The sequence below is a fragment of the Collinsella aerofaciens genome, from assembly GCF_020181355.1.
Taxonomy (GTDB): Bacteria; Actinomycetota; Coriobacteriia; order Coriobacteriales; family Coriobacteriaceae; genus Collinsella.
The window spans coordinates 1,350,658-1,370,665 of the sequence record NZ_CP084004.1 but is presented as its reverse complement, the minus strand read 5'-3'; the positions used below and the strand labels follow the sequence as shown (position 1 = coordinate 1,370,665).

The window sequence follows — 20,008 nt, the reverse complement described above, 5'->3', positions numbered from 1 at the left end:
TCGTATTTGAGAGGAGGCCCCGTGAACGCCTTTGACCGCTACGCCCCGTTTATCCAAGACTTCATCTACTCCCACGATTGGGAGAGCTTGCGCTCTATCCAGGTTGCGGCAGCTGATGCCATCTTTAACACGCAAGATAATGTGCTCCTGACGGCATCCACGGCTTCCGGCAAAACCGAGGCAGCCTTCTTTCCCATCCTGACCGAGTTTTGGGAGAACCCGCCCGCAAGCGTGGGCGCCCTCTACATTGGCCCCCTCAAGGCGCTCATCAATGACCAATTCGTCCGCCTCAACGATCTGTGCGAAGAAGCCGATATCCCTGTCTGGCACTGGCATGGCGATGTCTCGCAGTCGCACAAGGCTAAGCTCATCAAAAAACCGAGCGGCATCTTGCAGATTACGCCCGAGTCACTCGAGGCGCTCCTGATCCATAAGCACATGGCGATTCCGCGCATGTTTTGCGACCTGCGCTACGTGGTCATCGATGAGGTCCACTCGCTCATGCGCGGCGACCGCGGCGGTCAGACGCTCTGCCTTATTGAGCGCCTCTCGCGCATGGCGGGCGTGCAGCCCCGCCGCATCGGCCTTTCTGCCACCATCGGCGACCCCGAGCGCACGGGCGCTTTTCTCTCACAGGGAACGGGGCGCGACTGCGTTATCCCCCGCTTTGAAGAACCGCGCCACGTGTGGCGCATCTCCATGGAGCACTTCTACAACTCGGGTCCCCAGGCACAGCAGCGGGGATTCGAGAGCACGGGTCCTCAAGAGGCCGAAGTGCTTGCGTGCGAGCGCATCGAGGCGGCGGCATCCGCGACACTGCCCGCCGGCGCCCAAGACATGCGTCACAGCGGACAGCTCACACAAGAGGAGCGCCGTCAACGTCGTGAGCGGGCACGGGGCAAGGCCGCTCCCAAGGACCGCCAAACTTCCTCGGCCCCCGAGGGCGAAGTCGACATCCCACGAGCGACCGAGCAGGCGCTTCTCAACCCCACCGACACAGCACCAGACAACGCCGACCCCGGCATGGGCTATATCTTCGAACACACCCGCGGCCGCAAGTGCCTGGTCTTTGCCAACTCGCGCGAGGAGGCAGAGGCCGTATGCTCCATGCTGCGTAGCTACTGCGAGAGCCGGCACGAGCCCGACCGTTTTCTCATCCACCACGGCAATCTTTCGGCATCGCTGCGCGAGACGGCCGAGGAACTCATGCGCGATGAGGAGCAGGCGCAGACAACCGTCACCACCTCCACGCTGGAACTCGGCATCGATATCGGCCGTCTGGAACGTGCGTTTCAGATCGATGCGCCGTTTACCGTCAGCTCCTTTTTGCAGCGTATGGGCCGCACGGGACGCCGCGATCTTCCACCCGAGATGTGGTTCGTCATGCGCGAGGAAGAGCCCGAGCCGCGCACGATGATGCCCGAGACCATTCCGTGGAAGCTCCTGCAGGGCATCGCGCTCGTACAGCTCTATCGCGAGGAAAAGTGGGTCGAGCCGCCTGAGCTCGATCGACTCCCCTACAGTCTGCTCTATCACCAGACCATGTCGACGCTTGCCAGCACCGGCGAACTCACGCCGGCAGAGCTTGCCCAGCGCGTACTCACGCTCAGTTATTTCCATCGCGTCTCGGCCGATGACTATCGCGTGTTGCTGCGCCACCTCATCAAGATCGACCATATCCAGGTCGCCGAGGGCGGTGGGCTCATTGTGGGCCTCGCGGGCGAACGCATCATTAACAACTTTAAGTTCTACGCCGTGTTCCAGGAAAACGAGGAGTTCACCGTCCGCAGCGAGTCGGCCGAGTTGGGCACAATCGTCAATCCGCCACCGCCCGGCGAGCGCATCGCCATCGCCGGACACTGCTGGATTGTCGAGGAAGTGGACTGGAAGCGCCATACCGTCTTTGCCACGCAAGTCAAAGGTCGTGTGCCGGCCTACTTTGGCGATTGCCCCGGCGACATCAACACGCATGTGCTCGAACGCATGCGTAAAGCGCTCAACGAGCACGCGGCATATCCGTACCTTATGGGTAACGCGCGGGCCCGCTTGGCGCAGGCTCGCCATACAGCCGAGATTTCGGGCGCGGGAACTAAGCCGCTCATTAACCTGGGTGGCGACACCTGGGTGCTCTTCCCCTGGCTGGGCAGCTACGCCTTTTTGGCACTCGAGCGCATGCTCAAGATTAAGTGTGCCGCGGAGCTGGGCCTTCGCGGACTCGACCCGTCACGCCCGTACTTTATGCAGTTTAAGATGAAGGCCGACGAGGAGGCGTTCTTTGAGGTGCTCGCCGCCGAGGCCGAGAAAGACTTCGATCCCATCGAGCTCGTCTATCCCGGCGAGGTGCCTTACTTTGACCGCTACGACGAGTTTGTTCCCGAAGAGCTCGTGCGCAAGGGCTTTGCCGAAAGCGTGCTCGACATCGAGGGTATGAAGCAGCGCGTTCTCGGCTGGCGCGACCACGCCTAAGACCAGTCTTTTTGGGACGGGGAGACTTACTTGTCGTGAAGGACGGTGCCAAGGAAGTCGGCGTCAAAAGGCACGGCTTCGGCAAAGGCGTAGTCGCCGTCGCTGGCGATGAGCAGATAATTCTCCTCGCCGCCGAACTCTGCATCGCCACAGGGGACCACCCAAGCATGGTCGAACACCTCAAGCGCCGTGGCGGCACAGTCGCGCAGGAACGTCACATCGCTCCCCTCGTTTGCGCTCACGATATTGGCCACGTAGATACCCCCGGGGTTCAGGCTGCCCCGCACCAGGCGCAGCGCCTCAACGGTCGCCAGCCCGCGCACGGGCTCGGCACCGCCAAAGCAATCGCTCACGACCACGTCGTAGCGACGATGGCCCACGCTCGTCACACCCAAATACGAGCGAGCCTCAGCGGTTATCACCCGCAGGCGATCGCCCGCCGCGCGCTCCAGCTCGTCTAGGTAGAACCAGCGGCGCGCCAGGCGCGTAATCTCGGCATCGTACTCAATGACGTCCATGCGCAAGCTCTCGTGCGACATCAGCGCGAACTTGGGATAGGCAAACCCACCGCCGCCCAGCATAAGCATACGGTCGATCCCGTGACCATAAGCATCACGCATTGCGTCCTCGGCTTCAAACACATCGTCAAACGCGCGATAGTACGCAAAGACGGGCTCCGCCCAGCGCTCGCCAACGTAACTCGCACTTTGGTAGACACCGCCCTGCACGAGCACACGGACCTCGTCACCGCCCTCGTCGTGCATGCGCTTTACGCGCGCCAACCCGTTGCGGGTTCGCGCAACCTGCAGACAGGCAGCACGAACAGCGACGGCGGCCGCACCAAGCGCCGCGGCTCCCAAAGCAACGCCGGCAACGACACCAGCAGAAACACTTGGCTTGTTCATCTAGAGCTCCTTTTGCAGATAGAGTCCGTGGTCATAAAAACCCAAATGGCGATAGTACTCGCGCGTACCGATCGCGCTAATCACGTTGATGCGCGTATAGCCCGCATCCCGGGCAATCTCGCAGGCGCGCTCCACCAGCGACCGCCCCAGCCCATGATGCTGAGCCGCCTGGCCCTGATCGCCCACACGTGCCGCCATGCCATACACGTGCACCTCGCGAATCATTGCCTCGTCCGGCGTCGTCGGCAACTCGTCTGCGTGCGCGGTAACAAACGCACGATCGGGCAACGACAGGCGCAAAAAGCCGGCGATCTTGCCTTCGAGCGTCACCCACTGCAAAAAGCGCTCGCGCGTCACCGGCGTCTCGTACGCCACTTCCTCGTCAAGGGTCAACTCGTCCAGGTCGGCACCCGCCGTGCTGATCTCGCGATAGCGAATCTCACGCACCGTCGCACCATCACCCCGAGCAGCCAGGCGGTTCTCAACGAGCTGGCGCAGGTTGGGCTTCTTGTTGCCCACCATAATGTCGTCGGAGCTAAAGTCACGAATCATACGGCTGATGCGACAGAACGCCGGCGTCACCACGATGTCGTCGGCCAGCACATCGAGCAGCTCTTCCTCGGTATAGGGGCGCCACTCGCCGCGCTCATAGCGGCCCACCAGACGCGAGCCCTCGATGAGCGCGCACGGGTAGACCTTGACCTCGTCGGGCATAAAGGCCCCCTCGGTCATAAAGCGCTCGTAGTCGCGCTTGTCCCCCTCGGGCGTGGCGCCCAGCAAGTTGAGCATAAAGTGCGCGTGGATCTTAAAGCCAAACAAGCGCGCAAGCGAAAACGCCCGCTCGATCTGCGCCACCGAAATGCGACGCTCGTTGATATCGAGCAGGTGCTGGTCGAGACTCTGGATACCCATCTGAATCTTGGTGCAGCCCAGGCGGCGAATGAGCGTGAGGGTCTGCGGCGTTACGGCATCGGGGCGCGTCTCGATAACGAGCCCCACCACACGATGCTTCGCCGTCTCGTTGATGCGCTGCTGGTGCTCAAGCTCCTCCATCGTTGCCATCTGCCACTCGGCAACTTCACCCCACGGCGTACCAGGGCCGTACAGACGACGCACCGCGCGGTTATAGCCACCCACGGCAGCATCCACACGCTCCTGCTCGTCGGCAACGCCGGCAGCAAGCTCAGCCTCGTCTGTCGCAATGCCGGCGGCCCGATAGCGCTCGCGGCGCTCTACTACCACCGGCGGCAGGGCATCGGCGGGAGCGTCATCGAGCAGACGCCCCGCCTCGGCACGGCTGATGCCCGGACGCGCCAACATGGGGTTGGCCGCCACGCCCGCCACCGCATCATCATTGAGTGCACGGAAGAGCTCCGACATAAACCATGCCTGATACCCTTGTGGATAGTCGCTCCAGGTACCACCAAGAACGATGAGCTCTATCTTGTCGGTCGCATGCCCCATCTGCGAAAGCGCGGTCAGACGAGCGCTCACCTGCAGATACGGATCGAAGCAGTTTTGCTCCGCACGGGCACACGCCGGCTCAGCGTGCAGATAGCTCTTGGGCATGCGCAGATCGTTGGGACAAAATAGGCAATCGCCCGAGCATGGCCAGGGCTTGGTGATAACGGTAATGGTCGCCACGCCCGAAGCCGTGCGGCGCGGCTTCATGCGTAGCACCTGCAGCAGTTGGCGTTCCAGATCGGAATCGACATTCCACGTAGCCCACCGAGCCGGCTCCTCACGTTTAACCCGCTGGTAGAACGGCAGCAGACGGCGCTTGGCCAAATCGCGTTTGTCGGCACCCTCACGGCGCGCCTCGGCATGTATCAGTTTGACGAGCGCCTTGTCGTCCACGGTCTCGCCGTGATGCAGAGCCTCGAGTATGTTCAAGATAATCTGTTCCATGTCCCCATTGTAAAGGCAAAGGCGCCGAAGCCCGTCACGGCTCCGGCGCCTCCATCAAAGAGCATGCCTATATGTACCGATCTCCGAAAACCGCATGTCACTCCGGATCAAACGACATGTCGCCCGAACCGACCTCAAAACGATACGTAGCAGACTTATCGCCGTTATCGAATTCAAGATTCAAAATGGTCTCGCCGTCGTAGCCAAGCGGAAGGAAATCGCTCTCGAAGTCGCCGCTGCCCAAGGTGAGGCTCGCCTTAAAGCCCGTCGAGTTCGGAACCGTCATCTCCACATCGCCCGAGCCCACACTCACGTCCATCGACTTCGCGGGGGCCTGGTAGAGCTCGAACGTCACATCGCCCGAACCGACCTCGGCATTCAGGGTATCGGTCACGGTGCCCGTAAACTCAACGTCTCCAGAGTCCAAAGTCAGGTTGAGGTCATGACACGCAATGCCCGCGACCGTCAGGTCGCCCGATTCTACATTCGCTGTAATGCCCACCATGTTATCGGCAAGCTCACGCGGCAGTTCAATGGTGACCTTACGGTCATGGGCGCGCTCGTCATCGCAGTCGAACTGGCTAATCTTGAGTGTAGAGCCCTCGATCTTGGCTAGATTCTGAGTGGCGGCATCGGAAGCAGATGCCCCCTTTGCAACGTGCCCGCTTTCGATGACACGTACCGGTCCGTCAGAGACACGTTTAACCTCGACCGTCCCCGACGTCACATCCAAGTCGAGCGATTGGAACGCGTCTTCGTCAAAGGTCGTACACGAAAGCTGCTGAGGCCGAGCGGAATAGTTACCGTCATCCAAAAGATCGCCCTCGTCCACCACATCGTCCATACCAGACAGGCCGGATACAACATCGTCGAGATCCCACGGGCCATCAAAATGAATCAATGTCCGCGAAACGCCAAAAACAAGCCCAACAATGAGCACAAACGCTCCGATGCCAACACCCAGGCGTACCTTGGATTCATGCGAAAGCTTCATCATTCGTCACCCTCTTTGGCACATGGCTCAGCGGTGGTCGTGGTAGCCACGTCAGCATCAGGTTCCGCAGAAGCATCCTTCCCCTGAGCCTTGATCGCCACCGACGCCGGACCAACCTGAATATCCCCGCGCACCCAATCACCATCGAGCGCACGCGCCACCCAGTGATAGATGGGAATCGTAAAGAAGATCAGCGCGGCAAAGGGGCCGGCACCAAACAGGAACATCAGCAAAAAGAACAGCAGCCAGCACACGGCCCAATACGGGAACGACTGGAACGGGCCCTTCACCGGAGTCGAGCCAACCGCGGTGCCACTCGTCGCCTGCGCCGTAGCGGCATTGGCGGCCTGCGCACTCCAGCTTGCCGCCTGCGCCGCCTTGGCCGCGGCATCACTTGCCTGCGTAGCTGCCTCCGTGGCGCGTGCCGCCGCCTCATGGGTGCGGGCGCGCTCCGCCGCCTCGGCCTCGCGCTGACGGGCGCGGTCCTCGTTCTCAAACTCGATATCGTCCTCGATCTCATCGCTCGGATTGAGCAGCTCGTCCAGGCTCACGCCATAGAGTTTGGCAAGCGAGATCAGATTCTCGGTATCGGGCGAGCTCTCCGCACGCTCCCATTTACTGACCGCCTGGCGCGACAGTCCCAGCTTTCGTGCAAGCCCTTCTTGGCTAAAACCCTTGCTGCGACGAAGGTCGGCGAGCCGCTGCGCAGTTTCTACATTCATGGTTCCTCCTATGTGATGCCAGCCGTGCCGCCGGACCGTTTTTGTTCTTAAGGCGCCTTGCACAGTTAAAAATGTATCCGCCACCGCCAAAAGCATGCCACCTATTCTAGTGAGATTTTTGACAACCGGCGGTTGCGGGTGCATATGAGCTGCGGAAATGTGTCCAAACAAAGCAATGACCCGTAGCTTGGTTGTCCCCGTTGCAGCGTTAACGGTAGTATGGTCGTACTGTTAATTCCGCACCGCCAACGGAGGGAGTTCCGCGCCGTGAACCGCGATTTCGCCTCATCGCTCATCCAGCTCAACAATACGTTCTATCGCGAGCACTCCGCCTCCTTCTCCGATACGCGCCAGGCCCCGTGGCCCGGCTGGGTGCGCACCATGGATATCGCACTCGGGCAGCTCGACGTCGCCACGATCGAGCATCCCGTCCGCGTCTTCGATCTTGCCTGCGGCAATATGCGATTCGAGAACTTTGCCGCCGGCGGCGCACTTGCCGCCAAGGGCGACGACGGCGCAAACCCCTCGGCGGATGCCAGCTGCCCGTTTGAGTTCTATGGTGTCGACTCGTGTCAGGATTTGGCTATCGATGCACGCGGCCACGCCCTGCGCATTCCCAACCTGCACTTCCAGGAACTCGACGTGCTCGACGCTCTCATGAAGCTCAACCCCGCCGAGACGCCCGACGTGCTTTTCGACGCCCCACTCGCCGACATCTCGGTCTGCTTTGGCTTTATGCACCACGTACCGTCATGCGAGTACCGCGTACGCGTGCTCGACGCCCTGGTGCGGCAGACGCGCCCAGGCGGCATCATCGCCATCAGCTTTTGGGAGTTCATGAACGACGAGCGCATGGCGCGCAAGGCCGTTCGAGCCGAAGCCCGCGCCGAGCTCACCCCGCCGTTTGAGGGTTACGATTCCGCACAGTTTGAAGCCGGCGACCACCTCATCGGCTGGCAAAACGACCGCCACGCCTACCGCTATTGCCATCACTTTGACGATCAGCAGATCACCGACCTGGTGCGCGGCGTCCGTACGTTCTACAAGAGCGGCGAGGTCCCCGTGCGCGAGCTTGAGCGCTTCCATGCCGACGGTCGTAGCGGCGAGCTCAACCGCTATGTGATTCTCAAGCGCCTGTAGGCACCGACGACTCGCCGCCGAGCCGCACCACATCTTTCGGGCAATCTATGCCCGCCCTTTTCAACCCATTGACGGAACGCGCGGCCATGCGTTTCGCATTTATGACCAAGGAGCCTCATGGGAGCCGTCCACGTTCGCACGCCTAAGAACTTTGTGCTCGAGGAGCGCCTGGAGCGCTACGCCGATGCGATCGAGACGAACCCCGAGGCTTATGCCGGAGATTGGCGCGAGGCTTGCGCGCCAGCTGGCAGCAAGCCCTTCGAACACCTTCACCTGGATCTTGGCTGTGGCAAGGGAACCTATCTGGTCGAGCGCGCCCACCGCGAGCCCGACACCCTCTTTATCGGCATGGACCAGGAGCCCATCTGCATCGCCTATGCCGCGCAGAAAATCTGCGAACAGGGGCTATCCAACGCACTCGTCCTGCCCCGAGGCGCCGCATCGCTGCCACAGCTGTTTGCCGCAGGCGAGCTCGATGCCATCACCATTAACTTTCCCACGCCGCAGCCCAAGGCCAAGTACGCTAAAAAACGACTCGTCCATGTCGACCATCTGATGCTCTACCGCCCGCTCTTTTCAGCCGGCGCTACCGTCACGCTGCGCACCGATAGCAAGCCGTTGCGCGATTACGCCCTGGGACAGTTTGCCGCGGCCGGCTACGATACGCTTTGGGTAAGCGACGACGTCCGCCGCGACCATCCCGAGCACCCCGAGACCGAATATGAATGCCGCACGCGCGAGATGGGTGCCGCCGTCTATGGCATTTGCGCCACACCCGGCGCGCAGCCCAGCGATGAACAGCTCGCGGCGGGCCGCGCGCAGGAGCAAAGCCTTGCCTGCTACCTGCCCGAAAACCTCGATGCGCTCACCTATGTACCTCTGGGCATGGAAGAGGCCGTCGAGAACTTTAGAAACCGCGCCCGCAAAGGCAAGAAGCGCCTGCCGCAGGAGTCCTAGGGGCTTCTGATGGTCGCGGCGTCGGCAAACAAGTGAAAATAGGCGTCAGCGAACGACCCTCAAACCTAAGTGAGTAGACTTTTTTGCAATAGCCAAGCACAACCCGCATAACGAAAACTAAAACCGCAGGTAGAGCTCTTGCGCAAAAGCCATGTGCTCGCGATATTGCAAAAAGTCTACTCACTTAGCTGGCAACTGCACCAAACGGCTGGGCAGAACGCCCATTTCCTGCATTTTCTCGCGCGCTGGCACCCCGCACCGCCGCTACGCCATAATAGTTGGCGGACAATCGCGAGAGAAAGCAACCATATGGCACAGACCACGACAGATACCGCCGCCAGCACCGTCTCCGGCGCCGGCGCCGCCAGCTCATTCTCGGGCGGCACGGGAACCGAGGCAGAGTTCGGCTCACTCGGCGCGCTCTCCCCCACCTGGTGGGAGCCCGAGGACGGCAGCGAGCCCGAACCATGGCTCACGCCCGATCAGGCCTTCGAACGCTTCTTTGAATGGACGAGCGACCGTGGCATTGAGCTGTGGGACCACCAAGAAGAGGCCCTCATGGACCTGGCTGCCGGCGACCACGTCATTTTGGGAACACCGACCGGATCGGGTAAATCGCTCGTCGCGCTGGGCATGCTCTTTATGGGCATGGCGCAGGGCAAGCGCTGTTATTACACGGCCCCCATCAAGGCTCTGGTCAGCGAAAAGTTTTTCGACCTTGTGCAGGTGCTCGGCCGCGATAACGTCGGCATGATCACCGGCGATACGCATATCAACACCAAGGCGCCCGTCATCTGCTGCACGGCCGAAATCCTTGCCAACGACGCGCTGCGCGAGGGTGAGGACGCCGATGTGGGCTGCGTGGCCATGGACGAGTTCCACTACTTTGCCGACCCCGATCGCGGTTGGGCCTGGCAGGTGCCGCTGCTCACCCTGCCCCACACGCAGTTTATGCTCATGAGCGCCACGCTCGGCGATGTCACTGCCATCGCCGCCTCACTCGAGGAGCACACCGGCGCTGCTTGCGACTTGGTTGTCGACGCCCCGCGTCCTGTTCCGCTGAGCTACGACTATGTGACGACCTCCCTCGAGGGCACGGTCGAGCTCGCCATGCGCCGCGGCGAGGCCCCGCTCTATATCGTGCACTTTAGCCAGGATGCCGCCCTTGCGACGGCACAGTCGCTCGCCAATTTTGGCATCGCCAGCAAGGAGCAGCGCGAAGCCATCAAAGACGCGGCAAAGGGGACGAGCTTCTCAACGGCCTTCGGCAAGATCCTCAAGCGCTTGCTCGGCTGCGGCGTCGGCGTGCACCATGCTGGCATGCTGCCGCGCTATCGCCTGCTGGTCGAGCGCTTAGCGCAGCAGGGCCTACTGCCCGTCATCTGCGGCACCGATACGCTCGGCGTCGGCATCAACGTGCCCATCCACACCGTGGTCCTCACCGCGCTCACCAAGTTCGACGGCTACAAGATGCGTCGTCTGCGCGCCCGTGAGTTCCATCAGATTGCTGGTCGCGCCGGTCGCTCGGGCTTTGACACCGAGGGTATGGTCATCGCCGAGGCCCCGGAGCACGAGATCGAGAACGCCAAGCTCATGGCCAAGGCGGGCGACGATCCTAAAAAGCTCCGCAAGATTAAAAAGAAGAAGGCCCCCGAGGGCTTTGTCACCTGGAACAAGCAGACCTTTGAGCGCCTGATCGAGACGCAGCCCGAGACGCTCAAGCCGCGCCTGCGCATCACGCACTCCATGGTGATTAGCGTGGTCGAGCAGGGCGGCGATGCCCGAGCCCGCGTGCACGACCTCATCGAGACGAGTCTGCAGACTCCCGAGGAAAAGGCCAAGCTCGAGGTTCGCGCCGACGAAATCTTCGCTACGCTCATCGACTCCGGCGTCGTCGTGCGCACCGAGGTGCCGCCCGCACCCGACGCTCCGGCTGACGCCGCGCCGGACATCGACTACGCGCTGACGGTCGATCTGCCCGAGGACTTCGCGCTCGATCAGCCGCTCTCGCCGTTCTTGCTTGCCGCGTTGGAGCTGCTCGACCCCGAGAGCGAGACCTATACCATGGATCTGATCTCGATGGTCGAGGCAACGCTCGAGGATCCCAAGCAGGTGCTGCGTGCACAGGAGCGCACCGCACGCGACCGCGCGATGGCCGAAATGAAGGCTGACGGCGTCGAATATGAGGAACGTCTGGAGCGCATTCAAGACGTCACGTACGAAAAGCCGCTCGAGGATTTGCTCGACGCTGCCTTTGACAAGTACTGCCAGGAAGTACCCTGGGCAAACGACTACCAGCTCTCTCCCAAGAGCGTCCTGCGCGATATGCTGGAAAGCGCGAGCGATTTTAAGGGTTACATTCAAAAGCTCGGCATCGCCCGCTCCGAGGGCATTTTGCTGCGCTACCTGGCAGAGGCCTACCGTTCGCTCGACCGCACCGTACCCATCGAGAAACGCGACGAGCGCCTGCGCGACATTATCTCGTGGCTGGGCTTTGTGGTGCGCTCGGTGGACTCGAGCCTGGTGGACGAGTGGGAGAACGCCGGCAACCCGGCAGCCCTCGACGCCGCGCCGCCGCAGGGCATCGACGAGGTCGTGGCGGACCGCCGCGGCTGCACGCTGTTGGTGCGCAACGCGCTCTTCCGCCGCGTAACCCTTGCCGCTCGCGAGCACGTTCGCGACCTGGGCGAACTCGACGACGACTGGGGCATGAGCGAGATCCGCTGGCAAAAGGCGCTCGATGCCTACCACGAACAGCACGAGGAGATCCTCACCGACGGAGATGCCCGCAGTGCCGCGATGTTTTCCATCGATGAGTCCGATGAGAAGACCGCGCACGTGTGGCACGTGCATCAGATCTTTGCCGACGAGGAAGGCGACCACGACTTTGGCATCATGGGCGATGTCGATCTGGACGCCACGCAAGACGGCGGCGAGGTCATCTTCAAAAACTACCGCGTCGGTTTTATCGAGGACCTGCTCGAGGACTAACCGAACATACTGGAACGAAACGAAGCGGGGCCGTTGGCAATATCGCCAGCGGCCCCGCTTTTGCACTAAACGCTATGCCTTACTCGGCATCCTCGACCTCATACGAATCCGCCTCGGCTGGTTCATCACCTGTCTCCGGCGCAGCCTCACGTGCCTCGTCAAAGGCAGCCTTCATGGTCTTGTTGCCCCACGTGAGCTTTCGAATGGTGAGTTCATCGGCTTTGTTGTGGGCCAGACGCAGATTCTCGGTACTGCGACGCAGGTCGTCCTTGGTCTTCTCGAGCTGCTTAATGGCGGCATCGATCTCCTTAATCGCCGACTCGAACTGCTTACTCGCCAGGTTGTAGTTGCGCGAGAAGCCGTCCTTGAACTTCTCCATCTTGGCTTCGAAGTTCGTAACATCGATATTCTGCTGTTTGTACTCCGCCAGCTCCTGCTTATAGCGCAGCGAACCCATGGCGGCGTTGCGCAGCAGCGTGATCATGGGAATGAAGAATTGCGGGCGGATCACGTACATCTTCTCATAGCGGTAACTCACGTCGACAATACCCGCGTTATAGAGCTCGCTCTCGGGCTCCAGCAGGGTGCAGAGCACTGCATACTCACAGCCCTTCTGTCGGCGATCGTGGTCGAGCTTCTTAAAGAAGTCCTCGTTCTTGTGCTTGGTCGCGGTCTCGTCGTTCTCGTTTTTCATCTCGAACATGATCGAGATGATCTCGTTGCCGCTCGCGTCGCACTCGCGGAAGATAAAGTCGCCCTTGGTACCCTCGGACGCATCGTTATCTTTCTCGAAGTACGCGTTAGGAAACGCCGTCATGCGCAGACGGTTAAACTCGGTCTCGCAGTGCTGCTCGAGCGACTCGCCCACCATCTTGGTGGACAGGCGGACCTTCATGTCCTTAAGGCGCTCAATCTCTTCATCCTTGTAGCGGATCAGCTCATCGCTCGCACGCTTGGCTTGAGCAAGCTCGAGCTCATGTGCCGCCTTTGCCTGTTCCTCGCGCGAATCGCGCACTGCCAGCTCACTCGTCAGTTTCGCACGTGCCTCGTCGCGCTCTCGCTCCGCCGCGGCGACTGCCTCCGACAGGTTCATTTTTGCCATCAGCTCCTGCTCGCGCAGCTGGGCACGCAGACCCTCAGCCTCTTGCTCAGATTGTACCTTTGCGGCGGAAAACTTCTCCTGTACCGTCGCGCGGTAGTCAGCAAGTGCACGTTCGGCCTCGCTGCGAGCGGCATCGAGATCACGCTGCGACTCTGCCGCGGCAGCGGCAAGCGCCATCTCCTGAGCCTTGTCCGCTGCGGCAAGCCTGGCCTGCAGCTCGGCAATCTGGGCATCACGTGCAGCTAAATCGTTTTGAGCAGCGTTGCGCGCCGCCGACTCGGCAAGCTTGGCTTCGTCATCTTTGCGCCCCAGCTGCGCACGCAAATTGTCGATCTCGCGCTGAAGCTCAGCATTCTCCTTCTGAGCATCGGCACGGGCCTCAACCGCCGCACGCTGGCTTGCGCTCTCGCGCTCTGCGGCAGCGCCCTCGAGCTTGGCGCGCAGCTCGACAAGCTCGGCATCGCGCTTGGCGACCTCTTGTGCCAACTCCCGAGCCGCAGCATTCTTCTGCTCAACGAGTTGTGCATCGCGCTGAGACTCCGCCTCCTGCAGGGCAGCCGTCGAACGCGAGCGCTCAAGCTCCAGCGCCTGCTCGCCCTCGCGCTGGACCGCCTTCACACGCTCGTCCAGGTCGCGCGAGAACTCAGCATCGCGCACCTGTTTGACGATGTCCGCATAGCCGGACGCATCGACCTTAAAAACTTCGCCGCAATGCGGGCACTTGATCTCGTTCATAACAGCTCCTCGATGGACGCAAATTTCAACCGCCTACACTCTACCGCGCCGCACGGACAAAAAAGGCGCCGCCACCATAATGGCAACGGCGCCAGAACCACCGCAAAGGTGCCTGTTCCCCTTGTGTTGGCTTGAGCTCTTACAGGTCGCGATAGTCGATCAGGCGAAGATCGGGTTGAGACTCGAGCCAAGCGCGCAGCTCAGGATCGATCAGCGCATCGACTTCCTTGGTACGATCAGTCGTAAGCGAGCTGTTCTCGAGGATAAAGCGATCAAGATAGCCCGGGTGACACACAAAAACGACCGTCTCGCCGTCGGATATCTCGCGAACCGTCTGCATAATCGAGTCCTTGGGTTCGTAGCCCGGCTCCATCGAATGCATCACCATGCGCAGGTCGGTATCTCCGCAATGCACCACCGCCGTGGGGTCGAAGCTTGCCTTTTGCTCCTTAAGGCCCAGCTCCTGGGCAACCGCCGAGATCGCTCGGTTAAGGTTTTCGCTCATGACGGCATGGGCCTCAAAGTAATCGGGCTCGCGGCCCACAATCTCGACAAAACGGTCGTGCTGTGCGCGGATCTCGATGCAGGCCTCGTCGAAGTCTATCAGCTCCTCACCGCGCTTAAAATGCTCACGGAAGGTACGGCTGCTATGGAACTCGCCGCTCTCGTTGAGCATGCTCGGGATGAGCGCCGGATCGGCGCACGGCTTGCCCAGGCACACGTTGGTATGCTGGCCCACTGCAATATCGGCATCCGCCACGAGCGACCACCCACGCTCGGCCTCGGGCATATTTGGCATAAGGCCCGCCGAGCGCACCAAGCCCTCGTTGACGCTGCGAGCAATCCCTAAGTCAACGGCATACGAATACCCGATATCATCGGCACGAATAAGCAATTGCTTCATAACGACTCCAATCTATGTGAAAACCACCACAAAAGTTCACTGTCCCCTTTGTGGTGGTTCTGGCACCCTATAGCCCAAAGAAGCTAAGAATCTGGTCGCGGCTTACGGGCTTGTACTCGTTGGCGTCGAGGCCCACATCGTAGCGGTAAATGGGGCGCTCGCGATCGCGGTTGCGCGCGTTGGTGCGGTCTCCCCTGCTGTGGATATGCCCGTGCAGCATGATGGCGCCACGCGCCTTGCCATTCCAGCTAAGCATGGGGTAGTGGCTCATAACCAGACGATGGCCCTTGGCATAGCCGGGGGCAATCTCCAGATAATCACGCACGTCTTCCCAAATTTGCGGCACGTCGGGATCTTCCCAATCGCCGTCATGGTTACCACGGATGAGCGTCACGTTTTGGCAGGCAATACGCTCGCGCAGGCGCACCGCCTCCGCCAGGGGCAAACGATAGGTAAAGTCACCCAGAATGTAGAGACGGTCATCCACAGCCACGCACTCATTGATGGCATCGATGACCTTGCGATTCATCTCCTCGACCGAGCCAAACGGCCGGTCCATGTCGTGCAAGATATTCGTATCGCCCAGGTGCAGATCGGCGGTAAACCACATCATCGTCTCTGTCCTCATTTCGCAACGTGTTCAACTCGTGCTAAGTATACAGACGCAGCGATGCGGCGGTTATCCAAAGAACCCGCCGAACAGTCCGCGGCGGCGCTTGTCTTGCTTTTTCGAAGCGTCACCCTGGGTATTCTTATCCTGCCGCTTCTTACAATCCCGCTCCAACTCATCGTCATCGAGTAGCATATCCCACTCAAACGGATCGTCTGTCAGATCGAACTGGTCGTCGTCATCAAACATGGCAGTCTCCCTTACCGATTAGCGTGCATCCACCACGTAGAGTCCAACACGCACCTGATGCCACGGGCTGCGCTCGGGAGCAACCTGTTGCACGCGGGCCTCAAATACGTCCTCATGGCCGTAATACATCATCAAGGACAGCGGGCCGACCTCGTTTCCCGGAACATAGCCAAGCTTGGTGTTGCCACAGTAAATCGCAACCGCCTCGGGATCATGGGGATTATCGCGCTCGGCGCACAGCGTCAGTTTATCGCCCACTTTAAGATCGCCTAGGACCAAAGCGCCGTCGGCATATTGAAATCCTGCGATATGAAATGACAGAAGAACACGTGAAGGCTCGTACATGGCAACTCCTCTAACGGCCGGATAAACCAACGCTTAACCTCACTGAGAAGTTTACGGGCCCGTGCGGACACGAATTCACCCGCTCGCGCCTTTCACCCAGTTGCCGCAACGCTTGCGAGACAGAGCGCTTGCAGATAAGATAGGGGTACGGATGGCACCCGTGGCAGCGGGTCTTGCCAACTCCGATACACGTTTTCATCGTGAGAAGTGGCCGTCTTCGCTTACGCGGGGGCGGCTATTTCATTCGGCCGATAAACAGGCCGAGTTCGATAGCCGCGATTAACAACGCCAGTAACGAAATAACATCGCTTACGTTCATACCAATTCCCTTCTAAAGGGAGTTGGCCCATCCGTACCCCATAGCAGTAGTCTAACGTTAATGACAGGTAATAGGAACACTTGTTCGTATTACCTGCCATTTCCTAATGCACAAACATGCGCACAAATTTGTGCTTCCAGCTTGCGTAGGGCGCATACCGAAACGGCACGTCCAGCCACGTTGCCTTGTTCACGATGCTCTTCTTATGGCTAAACGTATCGAAGCTCTCGCGGCCATGGTACTGCCCCATGCCGCTCGCGCCCATGCCGCCAAAGCCCATATGGCTCGTAGCCAGATGCATGATCGTGTCGTTGACGCAGCCGCCGCCAAAGGGCACGTAGCGCACAAAGCGCTGCTGAACCGCGCGATCCTGACTAAAGATATACAGGGCCAGCGGCGTCGGACGATCCGTAATAAACGCTTCGGCCTCGTCTAGGCTCTCAAACGTCAGCACCGGCAAGATGGGGCCGAAAATCTCCTCCTGCATCACGGCGTCCTCAGGCGCCACGCCGTCTAGGATCGTCGGCTCAATTTTGAGCGACGACTCGCGCGCCGCTCCTCCCAGCACAACCTTATCGGGGTCGATCAGCCCGCGCACGCGCGCAAAATGCTTGGCGTTGACAATATGACCGTAGTCCTCGTTGTCGAGCGGGTGCTCGCCAAACATGCGACGGACCTCCTCCTTGATGAGACCCAACAGCTCATCGTGCACGCGCACGTCGACCAGCAGGTAGTCGGGCGCCACGCAGGTCTGGCCCACGTTGAGCCATTTACCAAATGCGATACGCCGCGCCGCGACCTTCAGGTTTGCCGTCGCATCCACGACACAGGGGCTCTTTCCGCCCAGCTCAAGCGTCACGGGCGTAAGGTTTTTACTCGCGCGCTCCATGACGAGCTTGCCAACCGGAACACTACCGGTAAAGAAGATCTTGTCCCAGCACTCATCGAGCAGCGCTTGGTTTTCGGCGCGCCCGCCCTCGACAACCGTCACCAGGCGCGGATCAAATGCCTCTTCACAGATTTGCTTGAGCACCGCACTCGATGCCGGAGCATAGGCACTCGGCTTGATGACCACGGTATTGCCCGCGGCAAGAGCCCCGGCGAGTGGCTCGAGCGTCAGCAAAAACGGATAGTTCCAGGGCGCCATGATAAGCGTGACGCCATAGGGCACGGCTTGCGTTTTGCACACGCTCACGGCGTTAGCGAGGTCACACGGACGCAGGCGCGGACGACTCCATCGAGCCACATGAGCGATGTGATGACGAATCTCGGAAAGCGACGTGCCGATCTCGCACATATAGGCCTCGTCATGCGACTTTCCCAAATCGGTCTTGAGCGCATGGGCAATATCGGCCTCGTGGGCCCGCACCGCATCGCGCAGGCGCACCAGTGCGCGGCGGCGAGCATCGACATCAAACGTAGCGTGCGTCTTAAAGTAGGTGCGCTGATCGCCGACGATGCGCGCAATTTCCTCGGTGTTCATGGACCCTCCTAGTTCTCGTCCTCAAACATACCACCTGCAACAACTTCGTACATATGCTCGAGCTCCAGGCGGTCCATCAAAAGCGGAACGGGGTACAGCGGATTGGCCTCGGCATCGGCATGTGCCGCCATTTGCGGAATATCGGAGCGGCGAATACCCGTCACATACTTGGGAATGTCCAAGGCGGCGTTCATTCGATCGACCCAATCGATAAAGGCCTCGGCCGCCAGGCTGTCCTGCGCGTTAACCGGCGCGATGCCGGCCATGCGGGCGAGATCGGCGAGCTTGGGAGCAGCAGCTTCGCCATAGGCGCGAAGCATATGCGGCAGGATAATGGCGTTAGCCAAGCCGTGCGGAATCCCGTAACGCCCGCCCAAGCTGTGTGCGATGGCATGAACGTATCCAACATAGGAGCGCGTAAAGGCAACACCCGCCTTATACGCCGCCGCAAGCATATTGCGACGTGCGTGCATGTTGTCGCCATGCTCATAGGCCTCGAGCAAATTGTCGTGGATGAGCTGAACCGCCTGTCGCGCCATCTTGCGCGTATAGGGCGTGGTGCTTCGCCCGATAAAGGCCTCGACGGCATGCGTCAGGGCGTCCATCCCCGTCTGCCCCGTAATGGAGGCGGGCAGGCCGCGCGTAAACTCGGGGTCGCGCACCGCAAGGCGCGGGATAAGCACAAAGTCGTTAATGGGGTATTTATAGTGCGTCTCGTCATCGGTGATAACCGCCGCGAGCGTGACTTCGCTTCCCGTACCGGCGGTAGTGGGAACCGCAATAAGCAGCGGCAGGAGACGGTGGACGCGCAACAGGCCACGCATCTTGTTGATGGGCTTGTTTGGCTGCGCGATACGTGCCCCCACGCCCTTGGCACAGTCCATGGCCGATCCTCCGCCAAAGCCGATAATGGCCTGGCAGTCGTTCTCTCGATACAGGGACGCCGCTTCCTCCACGTTTGAGACCGTAGGGTTCGCACGCGTTTCGGCATAGACCGTAACACCAATCCCCTGAGCCGTAACCGCACGCTCGAGTGATGCCGTGAGCCCCAGACGGGCAATGCCGGGATCCGTCACGATAAGGACCTTCTGGATCGAGCGCTTTTGAAGCACTGTGGGCACATCCTCGGCATGCTCTAAAATGTGCGGCTCGGTATAGGGCAGGATCGGCAATGCAATGCGAAAAACCGTCTGATATGTTCGGCACCAGGCACGACGGGCTAGATGCATAAAGGAAACTCCCTCATTTGTTGATTGGTCAACATTTGCTCGACCGATTGTACTCAGCGACGGTCAAAGACGGCCTGCCAATCGTTAATCAATCAACATCTTCATATCTCAAAATTGTTTTATTAAAAATCATTCCTAATAGGCTTCACATTTGGTTGCATTTATGGATAATAGAACTCGTCAAGACGCACGTCCGGAGAGGGCCCTTACGGGACCGGACGAGCGCGCAATCGCCATCGATCGAAAGGATCGAATCATGAAGTTTGTTTGCCCCGTTTGCGGTTATGTGGAAGAGTTCGACGGCGACCAGCTGCCCGAGGATTTTAAGTGCCCCCAGTGCGGCGTTCCCGGTTCTCGTTTCCTGAAGCAGGAGGAGGGACAGCTCGAGTGGGCCGCCGAGCACGTCGTGGGCGTCGCCAAGATGGAGGGTGTCTCTGAGGACATCGTTGCCGACCTGCGCGCCAACTTTGAGGGCGAGTGCTCTGAGGTCGGTATGTACCTGGCCATGGCTCGCGTCGCTCATCGCGAGGGCTATCCCGAGATCGGCCTGTACTGGGAAAAGGCTGCCCACGAGGAGGCCGAGCATGCCGCCAAGTTCGCCGAGCTCCTGGGCGAGGTCGTGACCGACTCCACCAAGAAGAACCTCGAGATGCGCGTTGAGGCCGAGAACGGCGCCACCGCCGGCAAGACCGATCTTGCCAAGCGTGCCAAGGCCGCCGGCCTCGATGCCATCCACGACACCGTGCACGAGATGGCTCGCGACGAGGCCCGCCACGGCAAGGCTTTCGCCGGCCTGCTCAAGCGCTACTTTGGCTAAGCCAACCGCCTGAGACATAACCTCAAGCTCGATGAGGCCCGGACCGTATTGGTTCGGGCCTTTTTCGTGCCTCACGAACTTGTTAACGCCCTGAAATAGGACCGCCTTCGGCATCGGCTTCTCGTCAAAAAC

16 protein-coding genes are annotated in these 20,008 nt (G+C 60.4%); 5 read left to right on the top strand and 11 right to left on the bottom strand.

Features of this window, described 5'->3' with window-relative positions; all coding sequences use genetic code 11:
- The first annotated feature begins 21 nt into the window (after window positions 1–21).
- Window positions 22–2,466, top strand: coding sequence for a DEAD/DEAH box helicase (locus tag LCQ44_RS05880; RefSeq protein ID WP_225093332.1), 2,445 nt, complete (start codon window positions 22–24; stop codon window positions 2,464–2,466).
- Between the two features lie 26 nt (window positions 2,467–2,492).
- On the opposite strand, the gene LCQ44_RS05875 is transcribed toward LCQ44_RS05880, so the two are convergent.
- The 4 genes from LCQ44_RS05875 to LCQ44_RS05860 form a co-directional block, all read right to left on the bottom strand.
- A complete protein-coding gene (locus LCQ44_RS05875; protein ID WP_225093331.1) occupies window positions 2,493–3,371 on the bottom strand; it encodes a spermidine synthase in 879 nt (292 codons plus the stop codon).
- A complete protein-coding gene (locus LCQ44_RS05870) occupies window positions 3,372–5,279 on the bottom strand; it encodes an elongator complex protein 3 (RefSeq protein ID WP_225093330.1) in 1,908 nt (635 codons plus the stop codon). It lies immediately after the preceding gene.
- A 97-nt stretch (window positions 5,280–5,376) separates the two neighbouring features.
- Window positions 5,377–6,276 carry a DUF4097 family beta strand repeat-containing protein gene (locus tag LCQ44_RS05865; RefSeq protein WP_225093329.1) on the bottom strand — a complete coding sequence of 300 codons (900 nt, stop codon included), beginning with the start codon at window positions 6,274–6,276 and terminating at the stop codon, window positions 5,377–5,379.
- Entirely contained in the window at window positions 6,273–6,995 is a 723-nt protein-coding gene (locus tag LCQ44_RS05860) for a helix-turn-helix domain-containing protein (protein WP_225093328.1), read from the bottom strand. Before LCQ44_RS05860 ends, LCQ44_RS05865 begins: the two co-directional genes overlap by 4 nt.
- A gap of 267 nt (window positions 6,996–7,262) precedes the next feature.
- On the opposite strand from LCQ44_RS05860, the gene LCQ44_RS05855 reads away from it, so the two are divergent.
- The 3 genes from LCQ44_RS05855 (at window position 7,263) to LCQ44_RS05845 (ending at window position 12,083) form a co-directional block, all read left to right on the top strand.
- Window positions 7,263–8,135, top strand: a complete 873-nt coding sequence (locus LCQ44_RS05855; protein WP_225093327.1) for a class I SAM-dependent methyltransferase — start codon at window positions 7,263–7,265, stop codon at window positions 8,133–8,135.
- Between the two features lie 117 nt (window positions 8,136–8,252).
- Window positions 8,253–9,092, top strand: coding sequence for a tRNA (guanine(46)-N(7))-methyltransferase TrmB (gene trmB, locus LCQ44_RS05850; protein WP_225093326.1), 840 nt, complete (start codon window positions 8,253–8,255; stop codon window positions 9,090–9,092).
- Between the two features lie 309 nt (window positions 9,093–9,401).
- On the top strand, window positions 9,402–12,083 hold the full coding sequence (locus tag LCQ44_RS05845) for a DEAD/DEAH box helicase (RefSeq protein ID WP_225093325.1): 2,682 nt from the start codon (window positions 9,402–9,404) through the stop codon (window positions 12,081–12,083).
- A 79-nt stretch (window positions 12,084–12,162) separates the two neighbouring features.
- Here LCQ44_RS05845 and LCQ44_RS05840 read toward each other — a convergent pair whose 3' ends face one another.
- The 7 genes from LCQ44_RS05840 to LCQ44_RS05810 all read right to left on the bottom strand — a co-directional run bounded on the left by LCQ44_RS05840 (window position 12,163) and on the right by LCQ44_RS05810 (window position 19,059).
- A complete protein-coding gene (locus LCQ44_RS05840) occupies window positions 12,163–13,920 on the bottom strand; it encodes a DUF2130 domain-containing protein (protein ID WP_225093324.1) in 1,758 nt (585 codons plus the stop codon).
- 139 nt (window positions 13,921–14,059) lie between these two features.
- Complete coding sequence (locus tag LCQ44_RS05835) at window positions 14,060–14,824, bottom strand: ChbG/HpnK family deacetylase (protein ID WP_225093323.1); 765 nt, start codon at window positions 14,822–14,824, stop codon at window positions 14,060–14,062.
- Window positions 14,825–14,891: 67 nt separating this feature from the next.
- Window positions 14,892–15,437 carry a metallophosphoesterase gene (locus LCQ44_RS05830; RefSeq protein ID WP_225093322.1) on the bottom strand — a complete coding sequence of 182 codons (546 nt, stop codon included), beginning with the start codon at window positions 15,435–15,437 and terminating at the stop codon, window positions 14,892–14,894.
- A 66-nt stretch (window positions 15,438–15,503) separates the two neighbouring features.
- Window positions 15,504–15,683, bottom strand: a complete 180-nt coding sequence (locus LCQ44_RS05825) for a hypothetical protein (protein ID WP_225093321.1) — start codon at window positions 15,681–15,683, stop codon at window positions 15,504–15,506.
- A gap of 18 nt (window positions 15,684–15,701) precedes the next feature.
- The gene (locus LCQ44_RS05820; RefSeq protein ID WP_128620442.1) at window positions 15,702–16,028 is read right to left on the bottom strand and encodes an HIRAN domain-containing protein; all 327 of its coding nucleotides are present in this window, start codon (window positions 16,026–16,028) and stop codon (window positions 15,702–15,704) included.
- A 422-nt stretch (window positions 16,029–16,450) separates the two neighbouring features.
- Window positions 16,451–17,830: an aldehyde dehydrogenase gene (locus tag LCQ44_RS05815; RefSeq protein ID WP_225093320.1), complete on the bottom strand. Its 1,380-nt coding sequence runs from the start codon at window positions 17,828–17,830 to the stop codon at window positions 16,451–16,453.
- 8 nt (window positions 17,831–17,838) lie between these two features.
- Window positions 17,839–19,059: an iron-containing alcohol dehydrogenase gene (locus LCQ44_RS05810; RefSeq protein WP_225093319.1), complete on the bottom strand. Its 1,221-nt coding sequence runs from the start codon at window positions 19,057–19,059 to the stop codon at window positions 17,839–17,841.
- Between the two features lie 256 nt (window positions 19,060–19,315).
- On the opposite strand from LCQ44_RS05810, the gene LCQ44_RS05805 reads away from it, so the two are divergent.
- Complete coding sequence (locus LCQ44_RS05805; RefSeq protein ID WP_022094328.1) at window positions 19,316–19,876, top strand: ferritin family protein; 561 nt, start codon at window positions 19,316–19,318, stop codon at window positions 19,874–19,876.
- Window positions 19,877–20,008 lie beyond the last annotated feature (132 nt).

What these genes read in the sequence shown, in the direction of transcription:
- LCQ44_RS05875 (WP_225093331.1), bottom strand. Translation starts at nt 3,371, where the DNA reads ATGAACAAGCCAAGTGTTTCTGCTGGTGTCGTTGCCGGCGTTGCTTTG.
- LCQ44_RS05870 (WP_225093330.1), bottom strand. Translation starts at nt 5,279, where the DNA reads ATGGAACAGATTATCTTGAACATACTCGAGGCTCTGCATCACGGCGAG.
- LCQ44_RS05865 (WP_225093329.1), bottom strand. Translation starts at nt 6,276, where the DNA reads ATGATGAAGCTTTCGCATGAATCCAAGGTACGCCTGGGTGTTGGCATC.
- LCQ44_RS05860 (WP_225093328.1), bottom strand. Translation starts at nt 6,995, where the DNA reads ATGAATGTAGAAACTGCGCAGCGGCTCGCCGACCTTCGTCGCAGCAAG.
- trmB (WP_225093326.1), top strand. Translation starts at nt 8,253, where the DNA reads ATGGGAGCCGTCCACGTTCGCACGCCTAAGAACTTTGTGCTCGAGGAG.
- LCQ44_RS05845 (WP_225093325.1), top strand. Translation starts at nt 9,402, where the DNA reads ATGGCACAGACCACGACAGATACCGCCGCCAGCACCGTCTCCGGCGCC.
- LCQ44_RS05840 (WP_225093324.1), bottom strand. Translation starts at nt 13,920, where the DNA reads ATGAACGAGATCAAGTGCCCGCATTGCGGCGAAGTTTTTAAGGTCGAT.
- LCQ44_RS05835 (WP_225093323.1), bottom strand. Translation starts at nt 14,824, where the DNA reads ATGAAGCAATTGCTTATTCGTGCCGATGATATCGGGTATTCGTATGCC.
- LCQ44_RS05830 (WP_225093322.1), bottom strand. Translation starts at nt 15,437, where the DNA reads ATGATGTGGTTTACCGCCGATCTGCACCTGGGCGATACGAATATCTTG.
- LCQ44_RS05825 (WP_225093321.1), bottom strand. Translation starts at nt 15,683, where the DNA reads ATGTTTGATGACGACGACCAGTTCGATCTGACAGACGATCCGTTTGAG.
- LCQ44_RS05820 (WP_128620442.1), bottom strand. Translation starts at nt 16,028, where the DNA reads ATGTACGAGCCTTCACGTGTTCTTCTGTCATTTCATATCGCAGGATTT.
- LCQ44_RS05815 (WP_225093320.1), bottom strand. Translation starts at nt 17,830, where the DNA reads ATGAACACCGAGGAAATTGCGCGCATCGTCGGCGATCAGCGCACCTAC.
- LCQ44_RS05810 (WP_225093319.1), bottom strand. Translation starts at nt 19,059, where the DNA reads ATGCATCTAGCCCGTCGTGCCTGGTGCCGAACATATCAGACGGTTTTT.
- LCQ44_RS05805 (WP_022094328.1), top strand. Translation starts at nt 19,316, where the DNA reads ATGAAGTTTGTTTGCCCCGTTTGCGGTTATGTGGAAGAGTTCGACGGC.